Genomic DNA, 21135 nt, shown 5'->3' on the forward strand with positions numbered 1-21135 from the left:
TTTTTCATAAAAAATAGTGATATAAATCAAAAAAATTATAATTTTAGCGCTTGAAAAAATTGATCTATGAAGAAATTAGCTTTACTATTTGGAGGATTGTCATTGTTGGTAGCTGCAGGATGTAATAACGACAATGATACTGTCATTGAATCTCCTTTAATCGGAAACTGGCAGCCGTTAAAAGAAGTTGTTACCACGGTAGAGGTGGGGGAAGACCCGGTTTCTAACACGATTACGTATACAGACTGCCAGAAGAAATCCAGATGGCTGTTCAGTATTGAATCCAAAGGAACGAGAACTGACTGGGGAGATACCGCTACACCAGGGCAGTGTGCTATTTTATCAGATAAAAAATTTAATTATACCTATGATAAGGATGCTAAGACTGTTCAGCTGAAATATCAGGGAACGGTAGAGCCGGTTAATGGAAAAATCATTACTCTGGATGATACTTCGCTTAATCTTTCTGTGAGAGAAGAAACTCAGGATCCTAAGATATACCAGACGAGAACTTATACCTTCAAAAGAATTACTCAATAATAGTCATACTTCAGAATATAAAAAACAGATCTCATCTTCGGGTGGGATTTTTTTGTTGAGGAGAGAATTGCAATTCATCATAAATTAAATTTCTATTTCCTTTAAAATCATTATTTTTGTGAATCTTGATAAAAAGAAAAAATCATTCAATATTTAAAGTCTAACATATAACATATATATAAAGTGTTTTACGATCATCAGCAGATAGAAAAAAAGTGGCAGAAGTACTGGGAGGAAAATCAAACGTATAAGACCTCTAATAACACAGATAAACCTAAATTTTATGTACTCGATATGTTTCCGTACCCATCAGGAGCAGGGCTTCATGTAGGCCACCCGCTGGGATATATTGCATCGGATATCTATGCGAGATATAAAAGACACCAGGGATTTAATGTGCTCCACCCGGTAGGATATGACAGCTTCGGACTTCCTGCTGAGCAGTATGCTATCCAGACAGGGCAGCATCCGGCAATCACTACAGAACAAAATATCAACAGATACGAAGAGCAGTTAAGAAAAATCGGATTTTCATTCGATTGGAGCAGAGAAGTGAGAACTTCAGATGCATCTTATTATAAATGGACACAATGGATCTTTATTCAATTGTTCCATTCATGGTATAATAAAGATACCGATAAAGCGGAGTCTATTGATACCCTGATCAGACATTTTGAAGAAAAAGGAACGCAGGGATTAAATGCCAATCAGAATGATGAATTAAATTTCACTGCTGAAGAATGGAAAGAAGCTTCTGATCTGGACAAAGAAGATATCTTATTAAATTACCGTCTTGCTTACAGAGCGGAAACCACCGTAAACTGGTGCCCGGCTCTGGGAACCGTATTGGCCAATGATGAGGTGAAAGACGGAAAATCTGAAAGAGGAGGTTTCCCTGTATACCAGAAAAAAATGATGCAGTGGAGTATGAGAATTTCTGCTTACTCCGAAAGATTATTACAAGGTTTGAATACTTTAGACTGGCCGCAGCCATTGAAAGATTCCCAGGAATACTGGATTGGAAAATCTCAGGGGGCTCAGGTTCAGTTTCAGGTAGAGAACCATGATGAGGTTGTTGAAGTATTTACAACAAGACCGGATACAATATTTGGAGCTACATTTATGGTATTGGCACCTGAAAACCCTTTAGTAGATACAATTACTACAGCTGCACAAAAAGCAGAAGTAGATACTTATATAGAAGAAACTTCCAAGAAAACTGAAAGAGACAGAATGTCTGACGTGAAAAACGTGAGCGGAGCATTCACCGGAAGTTATGCGGTTAATCCATTCAGCAATGAGAAAATGCCGATCTATATTTCAGATTATGTATTAATGGGATACGGAACAGGAGCTGTAATGGCTGTTCCGGCACACGACGAACGTGACCATAGATTTGCAAAGAAATTTAACCTTGAAATTAAAAAGGTTGTTGAGACTGAAGAAGACATCCAGGAAAAATCTTTTGATTCTAAAGATTCAGTTTGTGTAAACTCAGATTTCCTAAACGGATTGAATTATAATGACGCGAAGTCAAAAATCATTTCAGAGATCGAAGCTAAAGCTATCGGTCATGGAACAACAAACTACAGACAGCGTGATGCCATTTTCTCAAGACAACGTTATTGGGGAGAACCTGTTCCTGTATATTATAAGGATGGAATGCCTTATACGTTGCCGACTTCTGCTTTACCGCTGGAACTTCCTGAAGTGGAAAAATATTTACCTACAGAAGACGGAGATCCGCCATTAGGAAATGCAAAAACATTTGCATGGGATGAAGTGAATCAAAAAGTAGTTTCTACAGATTTAATTGATGACACAACAATTTTCCCGTTAGAATTATCTACAATGCCAGGTTGGGCAGGAAGCTCATGGTATTTCCTTAGATATATGGATCCGAATGATACCGAAACTTTTGTTAAAAAAGAACTGGCAGATTATTGGGGACAGGTAGATTTATATATAGGAGGAAGCGAACATGCAACCGGCCACCTTTTATATTCCCGTTTTTGGAACGTGTTCTTAAAAGATAGAGGATATATCAGCCATGATGAACCTTTTCAGAAATTGATCAATCAGGGAATGATCTTAGGAATGAGTGCATTTGTATACAGAATAGATGGTACTCATCAATATGTATCTAAAAATTTAGCAGGCGAATACAAAACTCAGCAGATTCACGTTGATGTATCCTTATTAAAAGGAACATCTGATGAATTGGATACTGAAGCTTTCAAAGCATGGAGGCCAGATTATGCCGATGCAGAATTTATTTTGGAAGACGGAAAATACATCACAGATCGTGAAGTAGAAAAAATGTCCAAGTCTAAATATAATGTTGTAAACCCTGATGATATCTGTGAAGAATACGGAGCAGACGGTTTAAGATTATATGAAATGTTCCTTGGACCATTGGAGCAATCCAAGCCTTGGAATACTCAGGGATTAAGCGGAGTGTACGGTTTCCTTAAAAAGTTCTGGAATCTGTATTTCAACGGAGATACATTTGAGGTTTCTGAAGAAGAACCTACAAAAGCAGAATATAAAGTATTGCATACCTTAATAAAGAAGGTGGTGTATGATATTGAAAACTTCTCTTTCAATACATCTGTCTCTTCATTTATGATTGCTGTTAATGAATTACAAAAAATAAAATGTAACAAACGCAATATTTTAGAACCTCTTGCCGTTATCATCTCTCCATATGCACCTCACATTTGTGAAGAATTGTGGAGTTTATTAGGACATGATACCTCAATTGAATTTGAAAAATTCCCGGAATTGAATGAGGATTATCTTGTTGAAGATGAAATTGAGTATCCGGTAAGCGTAAATGGTAAAATGAAGTTCAAAATTTCTCTTTCGGCACAATTTTCTGCCAAGGAAGTAGAAGATTTGGTGATTTCGAATGAGAAAATGCAACAGATTTTGGAAGGTAAAACCCCTAAAAAAATCATTGTAGTCCCTCACCGTATTGTGAATATCGTAATTTAAAAAAAAATTAACATTGGGAAATTAAAAAAAATGGGTGTCTTATTTTTTTGATTTTTTAACTCAAATGTTAAATTTGGAAAAAATAAATAAAATAATTTAAAATAATTATTATTTCGAAATCGTATTAAAATTTCTTTATCAAAAAAAAGCAAAATGTTTAATTAAGACTCTTGCATTTTAATTAATTTTGCCTTTAATTTACACCCTGTAAAATTTTAAAACAATATAATTTAGTTAAATATGGAAATGAATGTTTCAAAAAATGATGAGCAAGTAGTTGCTAGAAAGGCAGGAGGTTTAAATCCAGCTGTTATTATTCCTATTCTATTTGCTATAGGAGTATGTATTTATTTATTCGTTCTTGGTAGCCCAGGAAACTTTAAAGATGCAGATAAACTAGGAAGTGGATCTGTAGCTTTTTCAAGTGTTGAAGGAAAAGACATTCACCCAGAATCGTTTTTAGGTATTATCTACAAAGGAGGGGTTATCGTACCAATCTTGATTACTTTCATGATTACTGTAATCGTTTTCTCTTTTGAAAGATATTTCGTTCTTGGTAAAGCGGCTGGAAAAGGAAACTTAGACAACTTCGTTGTTCAGGTAAGAAGCTTACTAAACCAAAACAAAATTGACGAAGCTATCGAAGAGTGTGACAGACAACAAGGTTCTGTTGGTAACGTAGTAAAAGAAGGACTTACTACTTACAAAGCACTTTCTCACGATACTACATTAAATAAAGAGCAGAAAATGGTAGCACTTAACAAAGCTATCGAAGAAGCTACAACTCTTGAGATGCCAATGCTTGAGAAAAACATGATGATCCTTTCTACTTTAGGTACAGTTGCAACATTAGTAGCACTACTTGGAACGGTAATCGGGATGATCAAGGCATTCTTTGCATTAGGTTCAGGAGGTGGTACTCCGGATGCAGCTGCTCTATCTACAGGTATCTCTGAAGCCTTGATTAACACGGCATTAGGTATTGGTACTTCAGCTATCGCTATTATCCTTTATAACTTCTTTACTTCTAAAATTGATGGATTAACTTACAAGATCGATGAGATCTCTATGAGTATCCAACAATCTTTCGCTGAATTCAACTAAGAATTAGCAAGAAATTTGCATTAGCAATTAAAAGAAGTTTAATTAAAAATATTTTATAATAATGGCGAGAGTCAAACCAAAAAGACATGGAGTAGTAACGGACATGACCGCAATGTGTGACGTTGCGTTCCTACTTCTTACGTTCTTTATCTTGACCACTCAGTTTAAAAAACCTGACGTGGAGCAGATCAAACCGCCATCTTCAATTTCGGAAAAATTGCTTCCTGATGCTAGTTTAATGACTATCAACGCTACTCCGGACGGAAAATTCTATTTCCAGCCAGTAGAAAATGCATCAGAAAGACTTGCTCTTTTGGATAAAATGGGAAAAAAGTATGGAATTACTTTTGACAACAACCAAAAAGCAGCTTTCCAGAAAGTTCAGGCAATTGGAGTTCCAATGAACCAACTTAAGGGGTATTTGGATATGCCTGCAGATGAGCAGAAAAATTATAAGAGTCCTACAGGAATTCCTATGGACAGTACAAATAAGCAATTAATTGATTGGGTAAAAGAAAGTTTGAGTGTTAACCCGGACTACAAGTTAGCTATTAAAGGTGACGTTACAACTCAGTACCCTAAAGTTAAAGGCCTGTTTGAAGGTTTAAGAGATATTGATTTTCTTAAATTTTGGTTGATTACATCACAAGAAGGTAAACCTAACGAATAATATCGATAGAAATGGCAGAAGTACAAGTACAAGAAAAAGGCGGCAAGGGCGGCAAGGTCCGTTCCAAGAAGCAGAGTACCAGAGTCGATATGACTCCGATGGTGGACTTGGGTTTTCTATTGATTACCTTCTTTATGTTCACAACTACATTCAGTAAACCGAATGTTATGGATTTAGGTCTTCCGGCTAAACCTAAAAAAGATCAGCCGAAACCTCCTCCAACAGAAATTAAACTTTCGAACTCAATCTCTATATTATTAGGAAAAAATAACAGAGTTTTTTGGCACCAGCAGGATGCAACTTCCTTGAATGACCAGACTCTTATGGAAACTACTCTTGATAGAGAAGGAATTAGAAAAGTAATTCAGCAGGCAAAATCTAGAGCTGCAGATCCCACTAAATTTACTGTGATCATTAAGCCAACCGACGATGCTGTATATAAGAACTTTGTGGATATTCTTGATGAAATGGCAATTACCAAAAGCGAACAGTACGGTGTTACTGATATCAAACCTTGGGAGAAAGCTGTTTATGAGAAAAAAGTAGGAGGTGCTGCTGCACCGGCTCCTGCTACAAAGTAATTTAACCATAAAATTGTTATATCTACTATGGCAGATGAAAATGTATACGGTCAGAATCTTACTTTAGACGAGATCGTATTTGAAAATAGAAACAAGGAATATGGTGCCTATGATCTTAGACATCAGTATCCGAGACTTTTAACAAAGTCATTTATTATTGGAACAGCTTTGTTTCTTTTGGCAGCTTTGTCTCCGTTCATCTATCTTACGATTAAAAATCTTACAGCTCCGCCTAAACAGGAAGTAAAGGCAGATCTTGTAGATATCATCGAGGAAGAACCGATTATCGAGCAGCCTAAAGAAGAAGAACCACCACCACCTCCGCCTCCAAAGGAAGAAGAGAAAATTGAGGTTATTCAGAACGTAGTTCCTGAGCCTGTAAAAGCTCCGAAAATTGAAACTCCACCACCACCGATTTCTAAGCAGTTGGAAACAACAACTGGTTTGAACAATCAGGAAGGAGTAAAAGCTCCGGCTTATACACCGCCGCCGCCACCACCATCTACTGGTACTAAAGCTAGTACTGTAGAAGTAAAAACGAATAACCCGAACGAGATCTATAAAGATGTTGACCAGTCTGCAGAATATCCTGGAGGTATGGGTGCATTAAGAAAGTTCTTGGGAGATAACTTCGATACTTCTCTAATGGAAGGAGGTGAAGGAACACTTAAAGCTAAGCTTAAGTTCGTTGTAGAAAAAGACGGTACTGTTTCGAACGTTACTATTGAAGAGAAATCTCCAAATGGCGACTTCAACAGTGAAGCTGTACGTGTAGTTAAGAAACTTAAAAAGTGGACTCCTGCTAAGAGAAATGGAGAAAGCGTAAGATCTTACTATAGTGTACCATTTACTATGAACTTTGAATAAGACTTATTTATTCAAAATATAAATAAAAAGAGAAGCATATGCTTCTCTTTTTATTTTTTTTGGTATTTTTGTTACATGATGTTCAATTGGTTATCCCTCGTTACGGGATTGTTTTATATCGTTTTAGGAATTGTAGTAATTGTCTATAAGTTCTTTTTTACTATTCTTGAGCCTGCCGTTGCCTACGCTTTGGGAGTGGTATTGGTTATCTATGGGATATTCAGAATTTACAGGGCAATTTCAAGAATTAAAAAATCGAGAAATGAAGAATAGTTTAAAGCTTGCACTTATTTTTGTTCTGAGCGTAATGCTTGCAGGCTGCAAAAAAGAGGAAAATACTCCCTCATATCATAAAGGTGATCTCACAATTTTTACTGATGAATCCTTCCAAAGTGTTACTGAAGCATTAGCCGACGGTTATATGATGAATTATCCAGATACGAAGATTAAAGTGGAAACCCAAAAAGAAGATCTAGGATTTCTTGATCTTTTACATGGTAAAACTAAGGCTGTCGTAATGTCCAGAAATCTGAGCCCGGAAGAGATAAAAACTTACGAGGAAAGAACTGATTTAAAGTTTCTTCCTGCTAAATTTGCTGCAGATGCTGTAGTTTTTGTAGTGCCTAAAGATTCTCCGAAAGAAAGTATTTCAATGGATGAAATCAGCAATGGTTTAATGTCTGATAAAAAAGAATTTATTTTTGATGGTACCAATTCAAGTAATTTGAATTTTGTAGCAGAAAAATTAAAAAAACAGCCAAAAGACCTCCAATTTTCCATTATTCCCGGAAATCAGAAGATTATAGAGGAATTAGGAAAATATCCAAATAAAATTGGCGTTATAGGACTTAACACTTTTAGTCGCCCGTATGATAAAACTTCTGAGAAATTAAGGGAGATGGTTAAAGTGCTTCCAGTAGAAAATAAAGGGAAGTTATACACTGCAGATTTTAATGGACTTCGTACAATGGAGTATCCATTTACCCGAGTACTTTATTTCCTGATTAATGAAGGTAACTTTAATATTGCCAACGGGTTTATCAGGTTTTCATGTACTCATTTAGGGCAAAAAATCGTCCAGAAAGAGGGATTGCAGCCTTATAACCTATACAAAAGAGAGGTCCAGATGCGTTAAAAAATATTAAATTCACAATTTACCCCCAATAATACTGTTTTGGTCTGAAAATTGTGTAGAATATAACTCAATTATTAGAAAATATAAAATGAAAGATATAATGAATATGAATGTAAAGAAGATTGCTTTTGGAGCAGCCGTGGTATTTTTTACCGGTTTTGCCTCTGCACAAACACTGCAGGATGGTATCAACAGTATAGACAGTGATAAATTTGCTCAGGCAAAAACAAATTTCACTGATATGATCGCTAAAGAGCCTACAGCTGAAAACTACTTCTATTTAGGAAATACTTTCTTAAGACAAGGAGAGCCTGATTATGCTAAAGCAGTAGAAAGCTTTAACAAAGGATTAGCTGCTGACAGCAAAAGCTATCTTAACAAAATTGGTTTAGCTGCTGTGAAATTAGGAAAAGGTGATAAAAATGCAATTGCTGAAATCCAGAAAGTAGTTACTGATTCCAGAGAAAAAGATGCAGAAGTATTGTTCAGAGCTGCTGAAGCTTTGACTTTATTTGAAAAAAACAATTCACCCGATCTTGCAATCCAATTTTTGACAAAAGCTATTGAAAAGGCTGAGAAAAAAGGAGTTCCCGCGTATTACTATTATACTTTAGGAGATGCTTACAGATTGAAGAGAATGCCGGGAGAGGCTATGTCTGCTTATGATAAAGCGTTACCTACAGCTAAAAATAAAGCTTCCGTTTATACCAGAATGGCCACTTTATGGATGGCAGCACAACAATGGCAGCAAGCTAAGCAGAACATCGATAAAGCAATTGGTGTAGACGCTACTTATGCTCCTGCTTACAAAGCTCTTGCATCTTATGATATCAGATATCAGCAGAATGCAAAAGCTACACAAGATCTTATTAACTATACCAAATACGCTGACGAAGATCCGTATACTCAATTAGAAATTGCAAAATTATACTTCACAAATGAAGATTATGTAAACTCTAAGACAGTTTTAGATAAGATTTTTGATAAAATTGAAGATCCTATTAAGTTCAAATTAAGAGCTTATCAGGCTTATGCAGATAAAAACTATGCAGAAGCAAAACAAAATATGGATACTTTCGTATCTCAGGCAGAAAAAACAAGAATACAGCCTGCTGATCAAGGTTTACAAGGGCTTATTGCTGCTGGCTTAGCAAAAGATGAAAAAGATGCCGCTAAAAAATCAGCTTTAATGTCTGAGGCACAACAAAAAGTTGGTATTGCAAAAGCTGCAAAAGACGAAACAATGAAGTGGGATTTAGAATTAGCTAACATCGCAGGCGGTGGTGGAGTTTCTCAATCAGAAGTTGATAAAGGACCTACTAACCCTGCTATTGAAGCATTGAAAAAACAAGTTGCAGCTAATAGCCAGGATTCTGATGCATTATTTAAACTAGCAACCGCTTATCAGGATGTTAAAAACTGGAACGGAGCGATCCTAACATGGCAGAAAATGTCAACGCTTCTTCCGGACTGGGCACCGGCATATTACAGCCAGGGGTATTCTTACCAGCAGGCAGGAAATAATGATGCAGCAAAAATTGCTTACGAAAAGTTCATCAGCACGGTAAAACCTGCTGACCAGGAGGCAAACAAACAGACTCTTGCTTACGCTTATTTCGCGGTAGCTTATATGAGCAAAGATTCTGATGCTGCAAAAGCAAAAGATTATGTAGCTAAATCTCTACAGCTTGATCCTACTTATCAGGATGCTGTAAAATTAAATGCTGAGATCAATAAATAATTTAAAATTTAAATTATAGATATTAAAACTTCCCATTCGTAATGTTTGGGAAGTTTTTATTTTAAACCCTATCTTTGAATTTATGAAAACTGATATACTTGCTTTTGGTGCACATCCGGACGATGTAGAACTGGGATGTGGCGGAACTATTGCTAAAATGGTTTCAGAGGGTAAAAAATGTGTAGTTGTAGATCTAACAAGAGGTGAGCTCGGAACGAGAGGTACAGACGAAACAAGGAAAGCTGAAGCAGCAGATGCTGCCAAAATCTTAGGACTTTCGGCAAGAGAGAACCTGGGTATGAAAGATGGCTTCTTGGTCAATTCTGAAGAGTACCAGATGAGGATCGTAAAAATGATTCGCAAATACAGGCCGGAAATCGTTTTAGCCAATGCAATTGATGATAGACATCCGGATCATGCAAAAGGAGCGAAATTAGTGTCCGATGCGTGCTTTTTAGCCGGATTGAGAAAAATTGAAACCGTAGAAGAAGGAGAAATTCAAGAAGTGTGGAGACCGAAGCATGTTTTTCACTATATTCAGTGGAAAGATATCAAACCGGAATTTGTTATTGACATTTCTGAGCATCTTGATAAAAAACTGGAAGCTTGTATGGCTTATAAAACTCAGTTTTATGATCCAACTTCTAAAGAACCTGAGACCCCGATTACAACAAAAGACTTTTATGAGAGCTTAACTTACCGTGCGCAGGATTTAGGACGATTATCGGGAGTGACTTACGCTGAGGGATTTACGTCTGAGAAGTTAATTTCTTTGAAAAATTTTGATGGAATTGTTTGGTAGTTGAGGAAATTGTCCTATATTTGCACTCAGAAAACGGTGATTGTAGCTCAGTTGGTTAGAGCGTCGGATTGTGGTTCCGAAGGTCGTGGGTTCGAGACCCATCATTCACCCAAAGAAAGTACACTTTTTGAAAGTGTACTTTTTTATTTTAGATCTTTTCATGTCACAAGATCACCTATCTTTTATTCTCCTTTTTCGAAAAAAAGATCATTGTAAACTTAAAAATTCTTGAGCCAGAGCATAAATATGGTGTCTGAGTTCTTTGAATTAAATGAAAATAATGTGCCTGTACAGCTTCTGACATTTTCCCCGCCGTATAATAGTGACAATAATAATGTGTAATGTGATCTGTTTGGAGGTATTTAAGCTGATTCCTGAAATAATAGACTAGTTAGACTTCGGAATGACGGAGATAGTATTTTGTTTTCTGGAATAAATATTATAAAATAGTACCATGTCAATTTAGCATCTGATTTCCGGGCATAAAAAAAGCATCTTTTTCAGATGCTTGTGTTTTTAGATATTCTTTTTTTAAACTTCGTCGTCAGAATCAATTGTGTAAGATCTGCTCTTGAAGTCTTTGTCATGTTTTTCTGAAATTACATCCTCACCCTTTTCATTAATGATGAAATCTGTGGACTCATTAAACATCTCCTGGAAACTCTTAAAATCTTCCTTGTAAAGGTAAATTTTATGCTTCTCGAATGTAGCTTCCCCATTCTCTCCGAAATTCTTCTTACTCTCAGTAATTGTAAGATAATAATCTCCTGCTTTCGTCTCGCGCACATCAAAGAAATAAGTTCTTCTCCCTGCTTTTAACACCTTCGTGAAAATCTCATTTTCATGGCGTTCCTTGTATTCACTCATTGTTAGATATTTTTTAATCTTGTTAAGAACAAATATAAAAGAATTCTTTTAATCACAAAATTTTTTTTATGATTTATTTAACAATTGAGAACGAAATGGCTAAGCGGTTACAGAATTGGCAATTTCCGTGAGGTTGATGATTTGGTCGGCTTTTTGAGCGCTAGACTCTCTGTGTGTGATAATTATGGAGGTTGCATTACTGATTTTTTTATCAATATTTTCAAGAATATTTTGCTCGGTTTCTGTATCTAAAGCAGACAAAGAATCATCAAAAATAATGATGTTTGGGTTCTTAATTAAGGCCCTCGCGATGCATAATCTCTGTTTTTGTCCCCCCGAAAGCATTACACCACGTTCACCCACTAGTGTTTTATATTGGTCTTTAAACTCAACGATATTTTTGTGAACATCCGCAATTTTTGCGTACTCAACCACGGTGTCGTGAGAAGGGTGATCAATAGCAAAACCAATATTATTCTCTATGGAATCTGAGAATAAATAACTTTCCTGCGGGATATAGCCGATGAAATCTCTATAGTTATTCAGATTATGATCTTTCAGGTTTTTACCATCAATTAATATTTCTCCTTCGGTAGGATCTATTAATCGGCATAATAGGAGTGCTATTGTCGATTTTCCACTACCGGTTTTTCCCATAATAGCTAAAGATTCTCCGGCTTTAATTTTAAAACTTAAATTTTCAAGCGCTTTAATTCCCGTATTAGGATATACATATGAAACATTTCTGAATTCAATATCACCTTTAATAGGATAGTTTTCAAAATTAGTATTAACGATCTCCGATTTTTTATCCATAAATTCATTGATCCTCTGCATAGAAGCTTCAGCTCTCTGATTTACAGAAGTTACCCAGCCTACCATAGAGAAAGGGAAAATCAGGGTATTGATATACATGAAGAAGTCCGCAATTTTACCAATGCTTAATTCACCTGCAATATACTTGGTTCCGCCAATCCAGATAATGGCTACATTCAGTAAACCAATAACAAATAAGATGATGGTAAAGAAATAAGCTTCTGTTTTAGCAAGATCAAGCGCTTTATTCTGATAGTCGGTGACTTTGATTCCATAGTTCCTTTCAATATATTTTTCTTTCGCGAAAAATTTCACCACACGGATTCCGGAAAAACTGTCCTGAACAAAAGTCGAAATTGCAGACTGGCTTTTCTGCATAATCTTCGATTTTTTATTGATGATTGAGCTTACTTTATAAATAGCGTAAGATAAAATAGGAAGAGGAAGTAAGGTCCACATCGTCATGGAAGCATCTGTCTTTACCATATAGATTGCTGTGATGAGTACCAGAACAATCAGGTTGGCCACATACATAACACCAGGCCCAAGATACATTCTTACGGCAACAACATCTTCACTCAACCGGTTCATTAAGTCTCCAATAGTGGTTTGTTTATAATCCGTTAAGGATAAATCCTGATAATGTCTGTAAATCTTGTTTTTAAGTTCATATTCAATCCTTCTGGAAGCAACAATAATGGTTTGCCTCATCATAAAGGTGAAAAATCCTGTTAAAAGTGAACATCCGACAATAATCCCGACATAGATGAGAACCTGCTGGTTAAATCCCAGATTCCCTCCTTTAGTGAGCTCATCCACAGATTTTCCTACGAACTGAACTTTATATATATTGAAAAAATTACTGGCAAAGATGAATAATACCCCCCAAAACAATAGTATTTTGTGTTTCCAAAAATAAGGGTTTAAGGTTTTTAGCGCTTTCATAAAGTTTTGCAAAATTACAAAAATGTCATCATACTACGAATTTCATCAATTTTAAATTTTGTATCTTTGCAGGCATAAAAAAGCTCTTTGAATGTTAGGAAGACGACAAATCCGTGAAAAAGTAGTACAGACAGTGTATTCTTACTACCAAAACCCTGTAAAGTTTGATGTTTTAGAGAAAAACATGTTCGCTGGAATAGAGAAAATCTATTATCTTTATATCTACCAGCTCAATTTTCTGGTTGGCCTTAAAGAATTGGCAGAACATCAGATCGAAATTGGTAAGAACAAGTTTCTTAAAACCGATGCTGACATTAATCCTAACCAAAAATTCATCAACAATCAAGTATTGCTTAAACTGGAGGAAAATCCTGAAAGATTGTTCTTTACAGGGCAGCATAAACAATTGAAGTGGGATATGCATGATGACTTATTGGTGAAAACTTTCCAAAGAATTACTGCAGGAAAACGTTATCAGGATTTCATGAAAGAAGAAGGATATTCTTTTGAAGAAGATCAGAAATTTATCGGGAAATTGTTCTTAAGATATATTGCTGAAAACGAAGATTTTCATGATTATCTGGGGGACAAAGAACTTTCATGGTATGATGATATTCATATTGCCAACTCAATGGTTCAAAAAACAATCGGTTTCCTGAGAGAAGATGAAGAAAGCAGAACTTTAATTAAAATGATTAAAGATGAAGAGGATAAAACTTTCGCAAGCAAACTCTTGAGAGATACCCTGAACAACTGGGAAAATAATGAAAAGAAACTTGAAGAAAGACTGGAAAACTGGGATTTGGAAAGAGTGTCTTTAATGGATAAAGTGATTTTGTCTACAGCAATTGCAGAACTGGATAATTTTGCATTTACCCCTTCAAGAGTTATTATTAATGAATATATAGAAATAGCAAAAGTATTTGCTACAGACCGTTCAAATATCTTCATTAATGGTATTTTAGATAAATATTGTAAAGATCAAAATAGAATATAAAATGAAAAAGACGTTATCAATTATCGCCTTGTCAATTATAGGCTTTGGGTTAGTTTCATGTAAAAAAGAAAACAAAGAAACTCAAAGTGCTGAAACTGCAGCTCATGATTCTGCCTCTACTACAGGCCCGCTTCTTGTGGATTCCTCAAGAACCTCTGTACATCACGAAGCAGCAGCTCCGGTTTCAAACGAACCATCTACTACTGTAGCTTTATCTGAAAATAATTTTGATTTCGGGAAAATCAAAAAAGGAGATAAAGTGGAGCACGTATATGAAGTGACTAACACAGGGAAAAATCCATTAATTATTTCTGAAGTAAAGCCTGGATGCGGATGTACAGCTCCTGATTTTACGAAAGAGCCAATTATGCCTGGTAAAAAAGGGAAAGTGACATTACACTTTGATTCTTCAAGCTTTGACGGAAACGTTCAGAAATATGCAGATGTTTTTGCAAACGTAGAGAAATCTCCAATCAGATTAACTTTTACGGCAAACATTCAACCATAATATTTAAGATATGTTGACATTATTTTTACAGGCACAGCCGCAAGGTAATTCATCTATGATGCTGATCATGATGGGGGTGATGTTTGTAGGGTTTTACTTCCTTATGATAAGACCTCAGATGAGAAAGCAGAAGCAGGAAAAAAATTTCCAGGAAAACCTTAAAGTAGGAACCAGAGTCGTTCTTACATCCGGGCTCCACGGAAGAATTGCACAGGTTCAGGATGATGGTTTTGTGATTGAAACCTTATCCGGAAAACTGAAATTCGAAAAAGCTGCGGTTTCAAGAGAAATGACAGAATCTCGTTTTGGAGATAAAGCAAAATCTGCTGATAAAACAGAAACAGCTACTGAAGAAAAGAAATAATTCAGTTTGAAAATATTTGATTGCGGCGGGTGAACGAAGTTCACCCGCCGCAGCTTTTTTATATAATGCCTCCATAATATAACAATCCTTTTCATTCTGAGTGTATTGAAAAATCTGTTTCGTATTCATAACAGATGATGAAAAATATAATCCTGTATAACATTATCAATTAATATTCAATAAAAAATTATCTTTGCTCAATGAGCCAGAGTATAAACAAAACAGTTCTTATTTTAGGAGCTAACTCAGATGTTGCCAAGCAATGCATCAGTCAATACCTTCAAAAAGGATTTGCTGTAATAGCAGCTTCCAGAAATACCAAATCATTGGAAGGTTTTATTGCTGAAAATAATCTGGATCATTCAAAGATTTCGGTTTTATACTTTGATGCAGCGGATTTCGGATCTCATGACGAATTTTATTATGGACTTTCTGTGAAACCTCATATTGTAGTATATGCTGCCGGTTTTTTGGTAGACAACCAAAAGGCCTTAACTGACTTTAATGATACCAAACAAATGATGGAGGTTAATTATATGGGAGGTGTATCTATTCTGAGTATCATAGCAATGGATAAGAGTAATAAAAACCTTGAAAGAATCATAGGACTTTCTTCACTTTCAGGAGTGAGAGGAAGAAAGAGTAATTTTGTCTACGGAAGTACCAAGGCAGCATTTACTCAGTTTCTTGCCGGGTTAAGACAAGAACTGGCTTCCAGAAAAATAATTGTGAATGCTTTGGTCATTGGTTATATCAGAACAAAGATCAACGAAGGGCTGGAGCTCAATGAATCGTTAATAATGGAACCGGATTATGTAGCAAAATTTATTGTTAACGCAGGAGATTCATTGATTATTGTTCCTAACTTTAAATGGAAAATCATTTATTTTATTCTGAAAATCCTTCCTGAAGGACTTGTTGCCAAGCTTCCTTAATTTTGTGATGCGAAGCATTATTAATAAAGTCAATGTAAGCATTATAATCTCTTTCTTAACAACTTTTTTCCAGGATTGGTGAAGGAAAATTTATCGCTTTCTCTTTCCTTATCCTCATTAAAAGAAACTTCAGGTTAAAAAGACATCCATAATTTTGCTGATAAAAGGTCATTATCAATTGTATGGAAACTAATAAATAAGAGAATATGAAATATTAGTTTCCGGAATAATCATACTTCGGTATCTTTTTTGTTATTCTATGCCCAAGAATTATTTCTTCTTAGCAAGATTCAATTTTCAAATGATCATTGAGTAAAGCTGAAACTATCTTTTCTGCTGTTAATCTAATTTTGTGTATCATATTATTTACTTTAATCCTGAAGGGTTAAGGTTGATTTCTTTTTGAAACAGATTATATTTTCTCAATATCATTTTTAAGTCGTGCCGAAGAAATAGAAACAATGTAAATATTAAAATAAGTAGTATAAAAGATGGACGATTTAGAATTGAACAAAATTCAACAGCATTGGGATACCTTAATTTCTTCAGCCATTTCGTGGGCACCGAGAATATTTACTGCAGTCATTTCTGCATTGCTGATCTACCTGATTGGATCATGGATGATCAGAATGATCAAAAAACTTGTAGAAAAAGGTTTTAAGAAACGTAATATGGAAGCTTCCCTACAGCATTTCCTTTTAAATATTATCAATTGGGGACTTAATATTCTTCTTTTTATAGTTGTAGTAACGCAGTTAGGGGTACAGACTTCAGCATTTGTTGCAATGATTGGTGCTGCAGGTTTGGCAGTAGGTCTGGCTTTACAAGGATCACTAACCAATTTCGCAGGAGGAATTCTTATTCTGTTGCTAAAACCTTTTAAAATTGGAGATTTTATTTCCACCAACTCCGGAGTTTCAGGAACGGTACAGGCTATCGATATTTTTCATACGAAGCTGATTACTCCGCAAAATCAATTGGTTATTATTCCTAACGGAGTAGTTTCAAACAATAGTATTACCAATTTTACCCAATTAGGAACACGAAGAACTTCATTGGATATTGGAGTTGCATATGATGCAGACCTTAAAAAAACAAAGGAGATTTTAATGAGTGTAATAAAAAATAATCAATATGCTCTTGAAGTCCCTTCACCACAAGTAATGGTGACGGAGCTTGGAGAAAGCGCCGTAAATTTATCAGTGAGAGTGAGTACTGCTACTGAAAATTTCTGGACAATGAATGAAGAACTTATCATCGATTGTAAAGAAGCCCTTGATAAAGCAGGAATAGGAATTCCTTTTCCACAGAGAGATATACATGTGTATAATAAAAGTCAGATATAACTTTAATTCTTAATTATACTGAAAATTCCTGCATTGAGAAATGTGGGAATTTTTTATTCTTCTGCTATTTTTGAATTAGGTAAGTTAGTTTTATATTTGCGAAGAAAATTAAATAACCATGATTAATAAACTATTCCTTTGCCTAGGAATTTGCTGTGCTGTGATATCTGTAGCCGCACAAAACCAATTTTTGGATACTTCTTTTGGAAATAATGGTGTATTTACGTACACTCCCGGCAATCTTTATGGGTTTATATATGAAACGGGAGCGGTAACTTCCCAGCAAAAGATTGTAGTAAGCGGGACTTATTACAATATTCCCAATAATAGCCAGTCTACTACCAATGTTATTCAGAGATTAAATGCAGACGGAACAATAGATAATAGTTTTAATACAGTGTTTATTCCGCCTTCTTCTTCAAGTCCTCTTTCCCGTTTAATTAAAATGAGTATTCAGCCTGATCAAAAAATTCTTCTTGGAGACCTTTTAGGTCATAAACTCATTCGTTTAAATGAAAATGGAACTTATGATACGGGGTTTGGTAATAATGGAATTGTTGGCAGTGCCATTTTAGATCCTTTTTTTGAAAACTTAGGGCTGTCTGGGCCATTTAATTTTAATAATGTTCTTTTAACCGGAACTAACAAAATTTTAGTATGTACAATATTGACGGATGATCAGGGGTCAAAATTAGCAGTTTTCCGTCTTAATACTGATGGTTCTATTGATGCTACGTTTGGGAATAATGGCGTGATATTGCAAGAAGCAAATACAGGACGTTTAGTTATTCAAAATGATTCAAAATTAGTGCTGGTAGGTTACAAAGCCGGTGATATCTTTATAAAGTCAAGATACACGGAAGACGGTATTCTTGATACTACTTACAATAATAATGCTGTTTCATATACTCCAATTCCAAGCTACTCAACTTATCTTTGTACAGCCGCAGGTAAAGATAACAGCACTTATATTTATGGAGTTTCTTCTTCTGCAACTTCACCAATACCTCTTATCACTTTAATGAAACTGGATCAGAATGGAGAATTGGATAACAGCTTTGGAATAAACGGAGTTGTGAATGAGCCGTATTATAATAACAATAACTATTATGTTGATAACAATATTCTTTACCCCACTTTATTATCAGATAACAACAACAATATATTCTTAGTATGTATGGCAAGCCCTACGGGGAATCCTGCAGATCTGAATCAATTGATTAAAAAATTTAAACCGGATGGGTCTGTTGATGCCGGTTTTGGGGTTAACGGTATTGTTGATGTTGATCTAAATTATAAAGAATTTATGAGATCAGCCATAATAACTCCTGATCAGAAAATAATGATTTTTGGGAATCATCAGACTCCCAATAAAGGTATTATTACTAAGGTCCTTAACAACACAAATGTACTGTCTGCTAAAGATCAGGGAATAAAAAAAGAAAATTTAAATATTTACCCAAACCCGGTAAAGGATATCTTAAATATTAATGGCCAAATAAAAAAAGAAGAGGCAGAAATATTAGATGCTGGAGGAAGAAGGGTATTAAAAACAATCATTAATGATAATAAGATAAATATTAGCAATCTTGAACAAGGAATCTATTATCTTAAGATTGGAGATGTTGTTAACAGATTTATAAAAGAATGAGTCGTATTTTCGTTTACTCTTTTGAACCGGATATTAGAAAGATCAGATTTGTCGAGCATGTCGAGATCAAGTTTTGTTGTTTCCGTTGCGGAATACATTTTTACGGGGATGTTTACTAAACCGAAGCCAATGGCACCATTCCAAATTGCTTTCATTGTCTTACGTTTTTAAAAGTCAAGCAATTAACATGCCGTTGGAAGTCTCTGTGGTACCTTTAATAAGCTTTGTTGTCAAATGACAATTGTTTTTATCACATACTTTTATACCTTTATCTTTCCACAATTTGCGGATAAAATATGGAAGAACTTTTTAACTATATCAAAAAATTCGGAACGCTGAATCATCAGGATGAACTTTTGATTGCAGAAGGAATTCAGGAAATTACAGTGAAGAAGGGTGAACCTTTTATAGAAGCAGGAAAAGTAAGTCAAAGAATTGCTTTTGTGAAAAAAGGAGTTTTCCGGTCTTTGTATTATAATAAGAAAGGGGATGATTTTACCCGTTATTTTATCTATGAGGGCAGATTTATAGGAGATTTTCAGGGCTTTACCGATCAGCTGCCTGCCCACGAAGATATTGAGGCGATTACAGATGCCGTATTATTGGTAATAGATCTAAAACATTTTAAAGTACTGGAAGGAAAAATTGCTGTATGGCCGGTTTTATTTTCCAGGATTCATGCCTTTGTTGTTGAAAACAAGCTGAAGGTAGCGAGCATTATGTTGAATCAGGATGCAAAGTCCCGTTATATTCACTTTTTAAATCACTATCCCGGGCTGGCCAACAGAGTTCCACAGTCGATGCTGGCTTCCTATCTTGGAGTTACTCCTTCATCACTGAGCCGGATCAGAAGGAATATAGTATAGATATGATGAACTGGTTTCCTGCTTCCGCTTTCTTTTTTGTCAAATGACAATGGTCTTCCTTGCTGACTGCCATAGCTTTGCATCATAAAATAAAAGTATAAATATGGATATTGTATTAGGATTGCAATGGGGAGATGAAGGAAAGGGAAAGTTTATCGATCTTATCAGCGAAAATTATGACATTACAGCACGTTTCAACGGCGGATCTAATGCTGGGCACAGCATAGAGAGAAACGGGAAGAGAATTACGCTTAAAATGATTCCTTCGGGGATCTTTATGAAGAAAGTACAAAATGTTGTTGGTACGGGAACTGTTCTGGATCCTGTAAGTTTTAAAAAAGAAATTGAAAACCTTCAGACATTTGATGAGACCGTTCAGCCTGAAAACAATGTAATTATTTCATTAAAAGCTCACTTTGTGCTGCCTACTCATAAACTTCTGGATGTATTTATGGAAGAGAGTTCCGATTATACTACAATTGGAACTACCAAAAATGGGATTGCACAGGCTTATTCAAATAAAATTTTAAGACAGAATGTAAGAATAGGTGATATGTATGCTCCGGACTTTAAAAACAGAGTACAGCATATTCTGGAAAGAGATTATAAAATGCTGACAGCAGGAGAGATGATACTCCCTCCTTTAGAGGAAATCAGTAATGAGTTTTTTGATGCGGTAGATTTTTTGAAAAGATTTAAATGCACGGAGACAGAAATATATTTAAACAATGCTTTGGCAGAAGGAAAAACAATATTGGCAGAAGGATCTCAGGCTGCAATGCTGGATATTGACCACGGAACATATCCTTATGTAACTTCTTCTTCTACAACAGCTTCAGGAGCGAGCAGTGGACTTGGTGTTTCACCGAGAAAGATCGGTGAAATATTTGGAATTGCAAAAGCGTATTGTACGAGGGTAGGAAATGGTGTTTTTCCAACAGAATTATTTGATGACCTGGGTGAAGAGATCAGAATCAAAGGGAATGAGTTCGGATCCAATACAGGACGTCCGAGAAGAACCGGATGGCTGGATCTTCCTGCTTTAAAATATGCCGTGATGATCAACGGGGTAACTCAGTTGGTCTTAACAAAGGCAGATGTATTAAGCGGGTTGAAATCTGTAGCAATTTGTACTCATTATGAACTGGAAGATGGAAAAACAGTGTCCGTTTCGGGATTGCTTCCGGAAAATGGAAAGCCGATTCTGAAATGGATGAATGGATGGGATGCTGATTTTTCTATAATAAAGCATTCTTCGGAATTGCCAGAAGAGTTAATGGATTTCTTATCATTCTTGGAAACTGAATTAGGAATTCCGGTGGCCTATCTTTCAACAGGTCCGGGAAGAAATGAAATGTTGAAATTAATCAGTTAATAATTATACAGCAGAAAATATATACTGA

The 21135-nt window shown here is 35.5% G+C and carries 20 protein-coding genes, 1 tRNA gene and 1 pseudogene; 19 read left to right on the plus strand and 3 right to left on the minus strand.

Annotation, left to right across the window (positions count from 1 at the left end; genetic code table 11):
* The first annotated feature begins 66 nt into the window (after positions 1–66).
* From F3J23_RS00095 to F3J23_RS00145, 11 genes are all read left to right on the plus strand, one after another.
* Complete coding sequence (locus tag F3J23_RS00095) at positions 67–540, plus strand: lipocalin family protein (protein WP_167022311.1); 474 nt, start codon at positions 67–69, stop codon at positions 538–540.
* Positions 541–723: 183 nt separating this feature from the next.
* Positions 724–3537, plus strand: coding sequence for a leucine--tRNA ligase (leuS, locus tag F3J23_RS00100; protein ID WP_167022314.1), 2814 nt, complete (start codon positions 724–726; stop codon positions 3535–3537).
* A 240-nt stretch (positions 3538–3777) separates the two neighbouring features.
* Positions 3778–4641, plus strand: a complete 864-nt coding sequence (locus F3J23_RS00105) for a MotA/TolQ/ExbB proton channel family protein (RefSeq protein WP_076594929.1) — start codon at positions 3778–3780, stop codon at positions 4639–4641.
* A 61-nt stretch (positions 4642–4702) separates the two neighbouring features.
* Entirely contained in the window at positions 4703–5311 is a 609-nt protein-coding gene (locus tag F3J23_RS00110) for an ExbD/TolR family protein (protein ID WP_167022317.1), read from the plus strand.
* An 11-nt stretch (positions 5312–5322) separates the two neighbouring features.
* Positions 5323–5892, plus strand: a complete 570-nt coding sequence (locus F3J23_RS00115; protein WP_167022320.1) for an ExbD/TolR family protein — start codon at positions 5323–5325, stop codon at positions 5890–5892.
* Between the two features lie 27 nt (positions 5893–5919).
* Positions 5920–6759, plus strand: a complete 840-nt coding sequence (locus tag F3J23_RS00120) for an energy transducer TonB (protein ID WP_167022323.1) — start codon at positions 5920–5922, stop codon at positions 6757–6759.
* Positions 6760–6834: 75 nt separating this feature from the next.
* Entirely contained in the window at positions 6835–7032 is a 198-nt protein-coding gene (locus tag F3J23_RS00125) for a DUF308 domain-containing protein (protein ID WP_172617109.1), read from the plus strand.
* Positions 7022–7894, plus strand: coding sequence for a PstS family phosphate ABC transporter substrate-binding protein (locus F3J23_RS00130; RefSeq protein WP_167022325.1), 873 nt, complete (start codon positions 7022–7024; stop codon positions 7892–7894). Before F3J23_RS00125 ends, F3J23_RS00130 begins: the two co-directional genes overlap by 11 nt.
* A gap of 88 nt (positions 7895–7982) precedes the next feature.
* Positions 7983–9635, plus strand: coding sequence for a tetratricopeptide repeat protein (locus F3J23_RS00135; protein WP_167022328.1), 1653 nt, complete (start codon positions 7983–7985; stop codon positions 9633–9635).
* Between the two features lie 82 nt (positions 9636–9717).
* The gene (gene bshB1 / locus F3J23_RS00140) at positions 9718–10437 is read left to right on the plus strand and encodes a bacillithiol biosynthesis deacetylase BshB1 (RefSeq protein ID WP_167022331.1); all 720 of its coding nucleotides are present in this window, start codon (positions 9718–9720) and stop codon (positions 10435–10437) included.
* A 35-nt stretch (positions 10438–10472) separates the two neighbouring features.
* A tRNA-His gene (locus F3J23_RS00145) sits at positions 10473–10548 on the plus strand.
* Between the two features lie 420 nt (positions 10549–10968).
* Here the strand turns inward: F3J23_RS00145 and F3J23_RS00150 are convergent.
* The gene (locus F3J23_RS00150; protein ID WP_002976288.1) at positions 10969–11304 is read right to left on the minus strand and encodes a DUF3276 family protein; all 336 of its coding nucleotides are present in this window, start codon (positions 11302–11304) and stop codon (positions 10969–10971) included.
* 99 nt (positions 11305–11403) lie between these two features.
* Positions 11404–13065 (minus strand): ABC transporter ATP-binding protein, encoded by a 1662-nt coding sequence (locus F3J23_RS00155; protein WP_167022335.1) that lies wholly within the window; start codon positions 13063–13065, stop codon positions 11404–11406.
* Positions 13066–13156: 91 nt separating this feature from the next.
* Between F3J23_RS00155 and F3J23_RS00160 the strand changes: the two genes are divergently transcribed.
* The 6 genes from F3J23_RS00160 (at position 13157) to F3J23_RS00185 (ending at position 18866) form a co-directional block, all read left to right on the plus strand.
* Entirely contained in the window at positions 13157–14062 is a 906-nt protein-coding gene (locus F3J23_RS00160) for a transcription antitermination protein NusB (RefSeq protein WP_167022338.1), read from the plus strand.
* Between the two features lies 1 nt (position 14063).
* Positions 14064–14570 (plus strand): DUF1573 domain-containing protein, encoded by a 507-nt coding sequence (locus F3J23_RS00165; protein WP_167022341.1) that lies wholly within the window; start codon positions 14064–14066, stop codon positions 14568–14570.
* A gap of 10 nt (positions 14571–14580) precedes the next feature.
* Positions 14581–14934, plus strand: coding sequence for a preprotein translocase subunit YajC (yajC, locus tag F3J23_RS00170; RefSeq protein ID WP_167022344.1), 354 nt, complete (start codon positions 14581–14583; stop codon positions 14932–14934).
* A gap of 200 nt (positions 14935–15134) precedes the next feature.
* Positions 15135–15869, plus strand: a complete 735-nt coding sequence (locus tag F3J23_RS00175) for an SDR family NAD(P)-dependent oxidoreductase (protein ID WP_167022347.1) — start codon at positions 15135–15137, stop codon at positions 15867–15869.
* 491 nt (positions 15870–16360) lie between these two features.
* Entirely contained in the window at positions 16361–17215 is an 855-nt protein-coding gene (locus tag F3J23_RS00180) for a mechanosensitive ion channel family protein (RefSeq protein ID WP_167022350.1), read from the plus strand.
* Positions 17216–17333: 118 nt separating this feature from the next.
* On the plus strand, positions 17334–18866 hold the full coding sequence (locus F3J23_RS00185; RefSeq protein ID WP_167022353.1) for a T9SS type A sorting domain-containing protein: 1533 nt from the start codon (positions 17334–17336) through the stop codon (positions 18864–18866).
* Positions 18867–18868: 2 nt separating this feature from the next.
* On the opposite strand, the pseudogene F3J23_RS00190 reads toward F3J23_RS00185, so the two are convergent.
* A pseudogene (locus F3J23_RS00190) lies at positions 18869–19021 on the minus strand (Ku protein); the annotation flags it as partial.
* A 141-nt stretch (positions 19022–19162) separates the two neighbouring features.
* On the opposite strand from F3J23_RS00190, the gene F3J23_RS00195 reads away from it, so the two are divergent.
* Together F3J23_RS00195 and F3J23_RS00200 are read left to right on the plus strand one after the other, a co-directional pair.
* Complete coding sequence (locus F3J23_RS00195; RefSeq protein ID WP_167022357.1) at positions 19163–19732, plus strand: Crp/Fnr family transcriptional regulator; 570 nt, start codon at positions 19163–19165, stop codon at positions 19730–19732.
* A 103-nt stretch (positions 19733–19835) separates the two neighbouring features.
* Positions 19836–21107 (plus strand): adenylosuccinate synthase, encoded by a 1272-nt coding sequence (locus F3J23_RS00200; RefSeq protein WP_167022360.1) that lies wholly within the window; start codon positions 19836–19838, stop codon positions 21105–21107.
* Positions 21108–21135: the final 28 nt, after the last annotated feature.

It is taken from the genome of Chryseobacterium sp. Tr-659, assembly GCF_011752975.1.
Classification (GTDB): domain Bacteria; phylum Bacteroidota; class Bacteroidia; order Flavobacteriales; family Weeksellaceae; genus Chryseobacterium.

Coding starts and splice junctions, on each gene's coding strand:
- F3J23_RS00095 (WP_167022311.1), top strand. CDS start 67: ATGAAGAAATTAGCTTTACTATTTGGAGGATTGTCATTGTTGGTAGCT.
- F3J23_RS00105 (WP_076594929.1), top strand. CDS start 3,778: ATGGAAATGAATGTTTCAAAAAATGATGAGCAAGTAGTTGCTAGAAAG.
- F3J23_RS00110 (WP_167022317.1), top strand. CDS start 4,703: ATGGCGAGAGTCAAACCAAAAAGACATGGAGTAGTAACGGACATGACC.
- F3J23_RS00115 (WP_167022320.1), top strand. CDS start 5,323: ATGGCAGAAGTACAAGTACAAGAAAAAGGCGGCAAGGGCGGCAAGGTC.
- F3J23_RS00120 (WP_167022323.1), top strand. CDS start 5,920: ATGGCAGATGAAAATGTATACGGTCAGAATCTTACTTTAGACGAGATC.
- F3J23_RS00125 (WP_172617109.1), top strand. CDS start 6,835: ATGATGTTCAATTGGTTATCCCTCGTTACGGGATTGTTTTATATCGTT.
- F3J23_RS00130 (WP_167022325.1), top strand. CDS start 7,022: ATGAAGAATAGTTTAAAGCTTGCACTTATTTTTGTTCTGAGCGTAATG.
- F3J23_RS00135 (WP_167022328.1), top strand. CDS start 7,983: ATGAAAGATATAATGAATATGAATGTAAAGAAGATTGCTTTTGGAGCA.
- bshB1 (WP_167022331.1), top strand. CDS start 9,718: ATGAAAACTGATATACTTGCTTTTGGTGCACATCCGGACGATGTAGAA.
- F3J23_RS00150 (WP_002976288.1), bottom strand. CDS start 11,304: ATGAGTGAATACAAGGAACGCCATGAAAATGAGATTTTCACGAAGGTG.
- F3J23_RS00155 (WP_167022335.1), bottom strand. CDS start 13,065: ATGAAAGCGCTAAAAACCTTAAACCCTTATTTTTGGAAACACAAAATA.
- F3J23_RS00160 (WP_167022338.1), top strand. CDS start 13,157: ATGTTAGGAAGACGACAAATCCGTGAAAAAGTAGTACAGACAGTGTAT.
- F3J23_RS00165 (WP_167022341.1), top strand. CDS start 14,064: ATGAAAAAGACGTTATCAATTATCGCCTTGTCAATTATAGGCTTTGGG.
- yajC (WP_167022344.1), top strand. CDS start 14,581: ATGTTGACATTATTTTTACAGGCACAGCCGCAAGGTAATTCATCTATG.
- F3J23_RS00175 (WP_167022347.1), top strand. CDS start 15,135: ATGAGCCAGAGTATAAACAAAACAGTTCTTATTTTAGGAGCTAACTCA.
- F3J23_RS00180 (WP_167022350.1), top strand. CDS start 16,361: ATGGACGATTTAGAATTGAACAAAATTCAACAGCATTGGGATACCTTA.
- F3J23_RS00185 (WP_167022353.1), top strand. CDS start 17,334: ATGATTAATAAACTATTCCTTTGCCTAGGAATTTGCTGTGCTGTGATA.
- F3J23_RS00195 (WP_167022357.1), top strand. CDS start 19,163: ATGGAAGAACTTTTTAACTATATCAAAAAATTCGGAACGCTGAATCAT.
- F3J23_RS00200 (WP_167022360.1), top strand. CDS start 19,836: ATGGATATTGTATTAGGATTGCAATGGGGAGATGAAGGAAAGGGAAAG.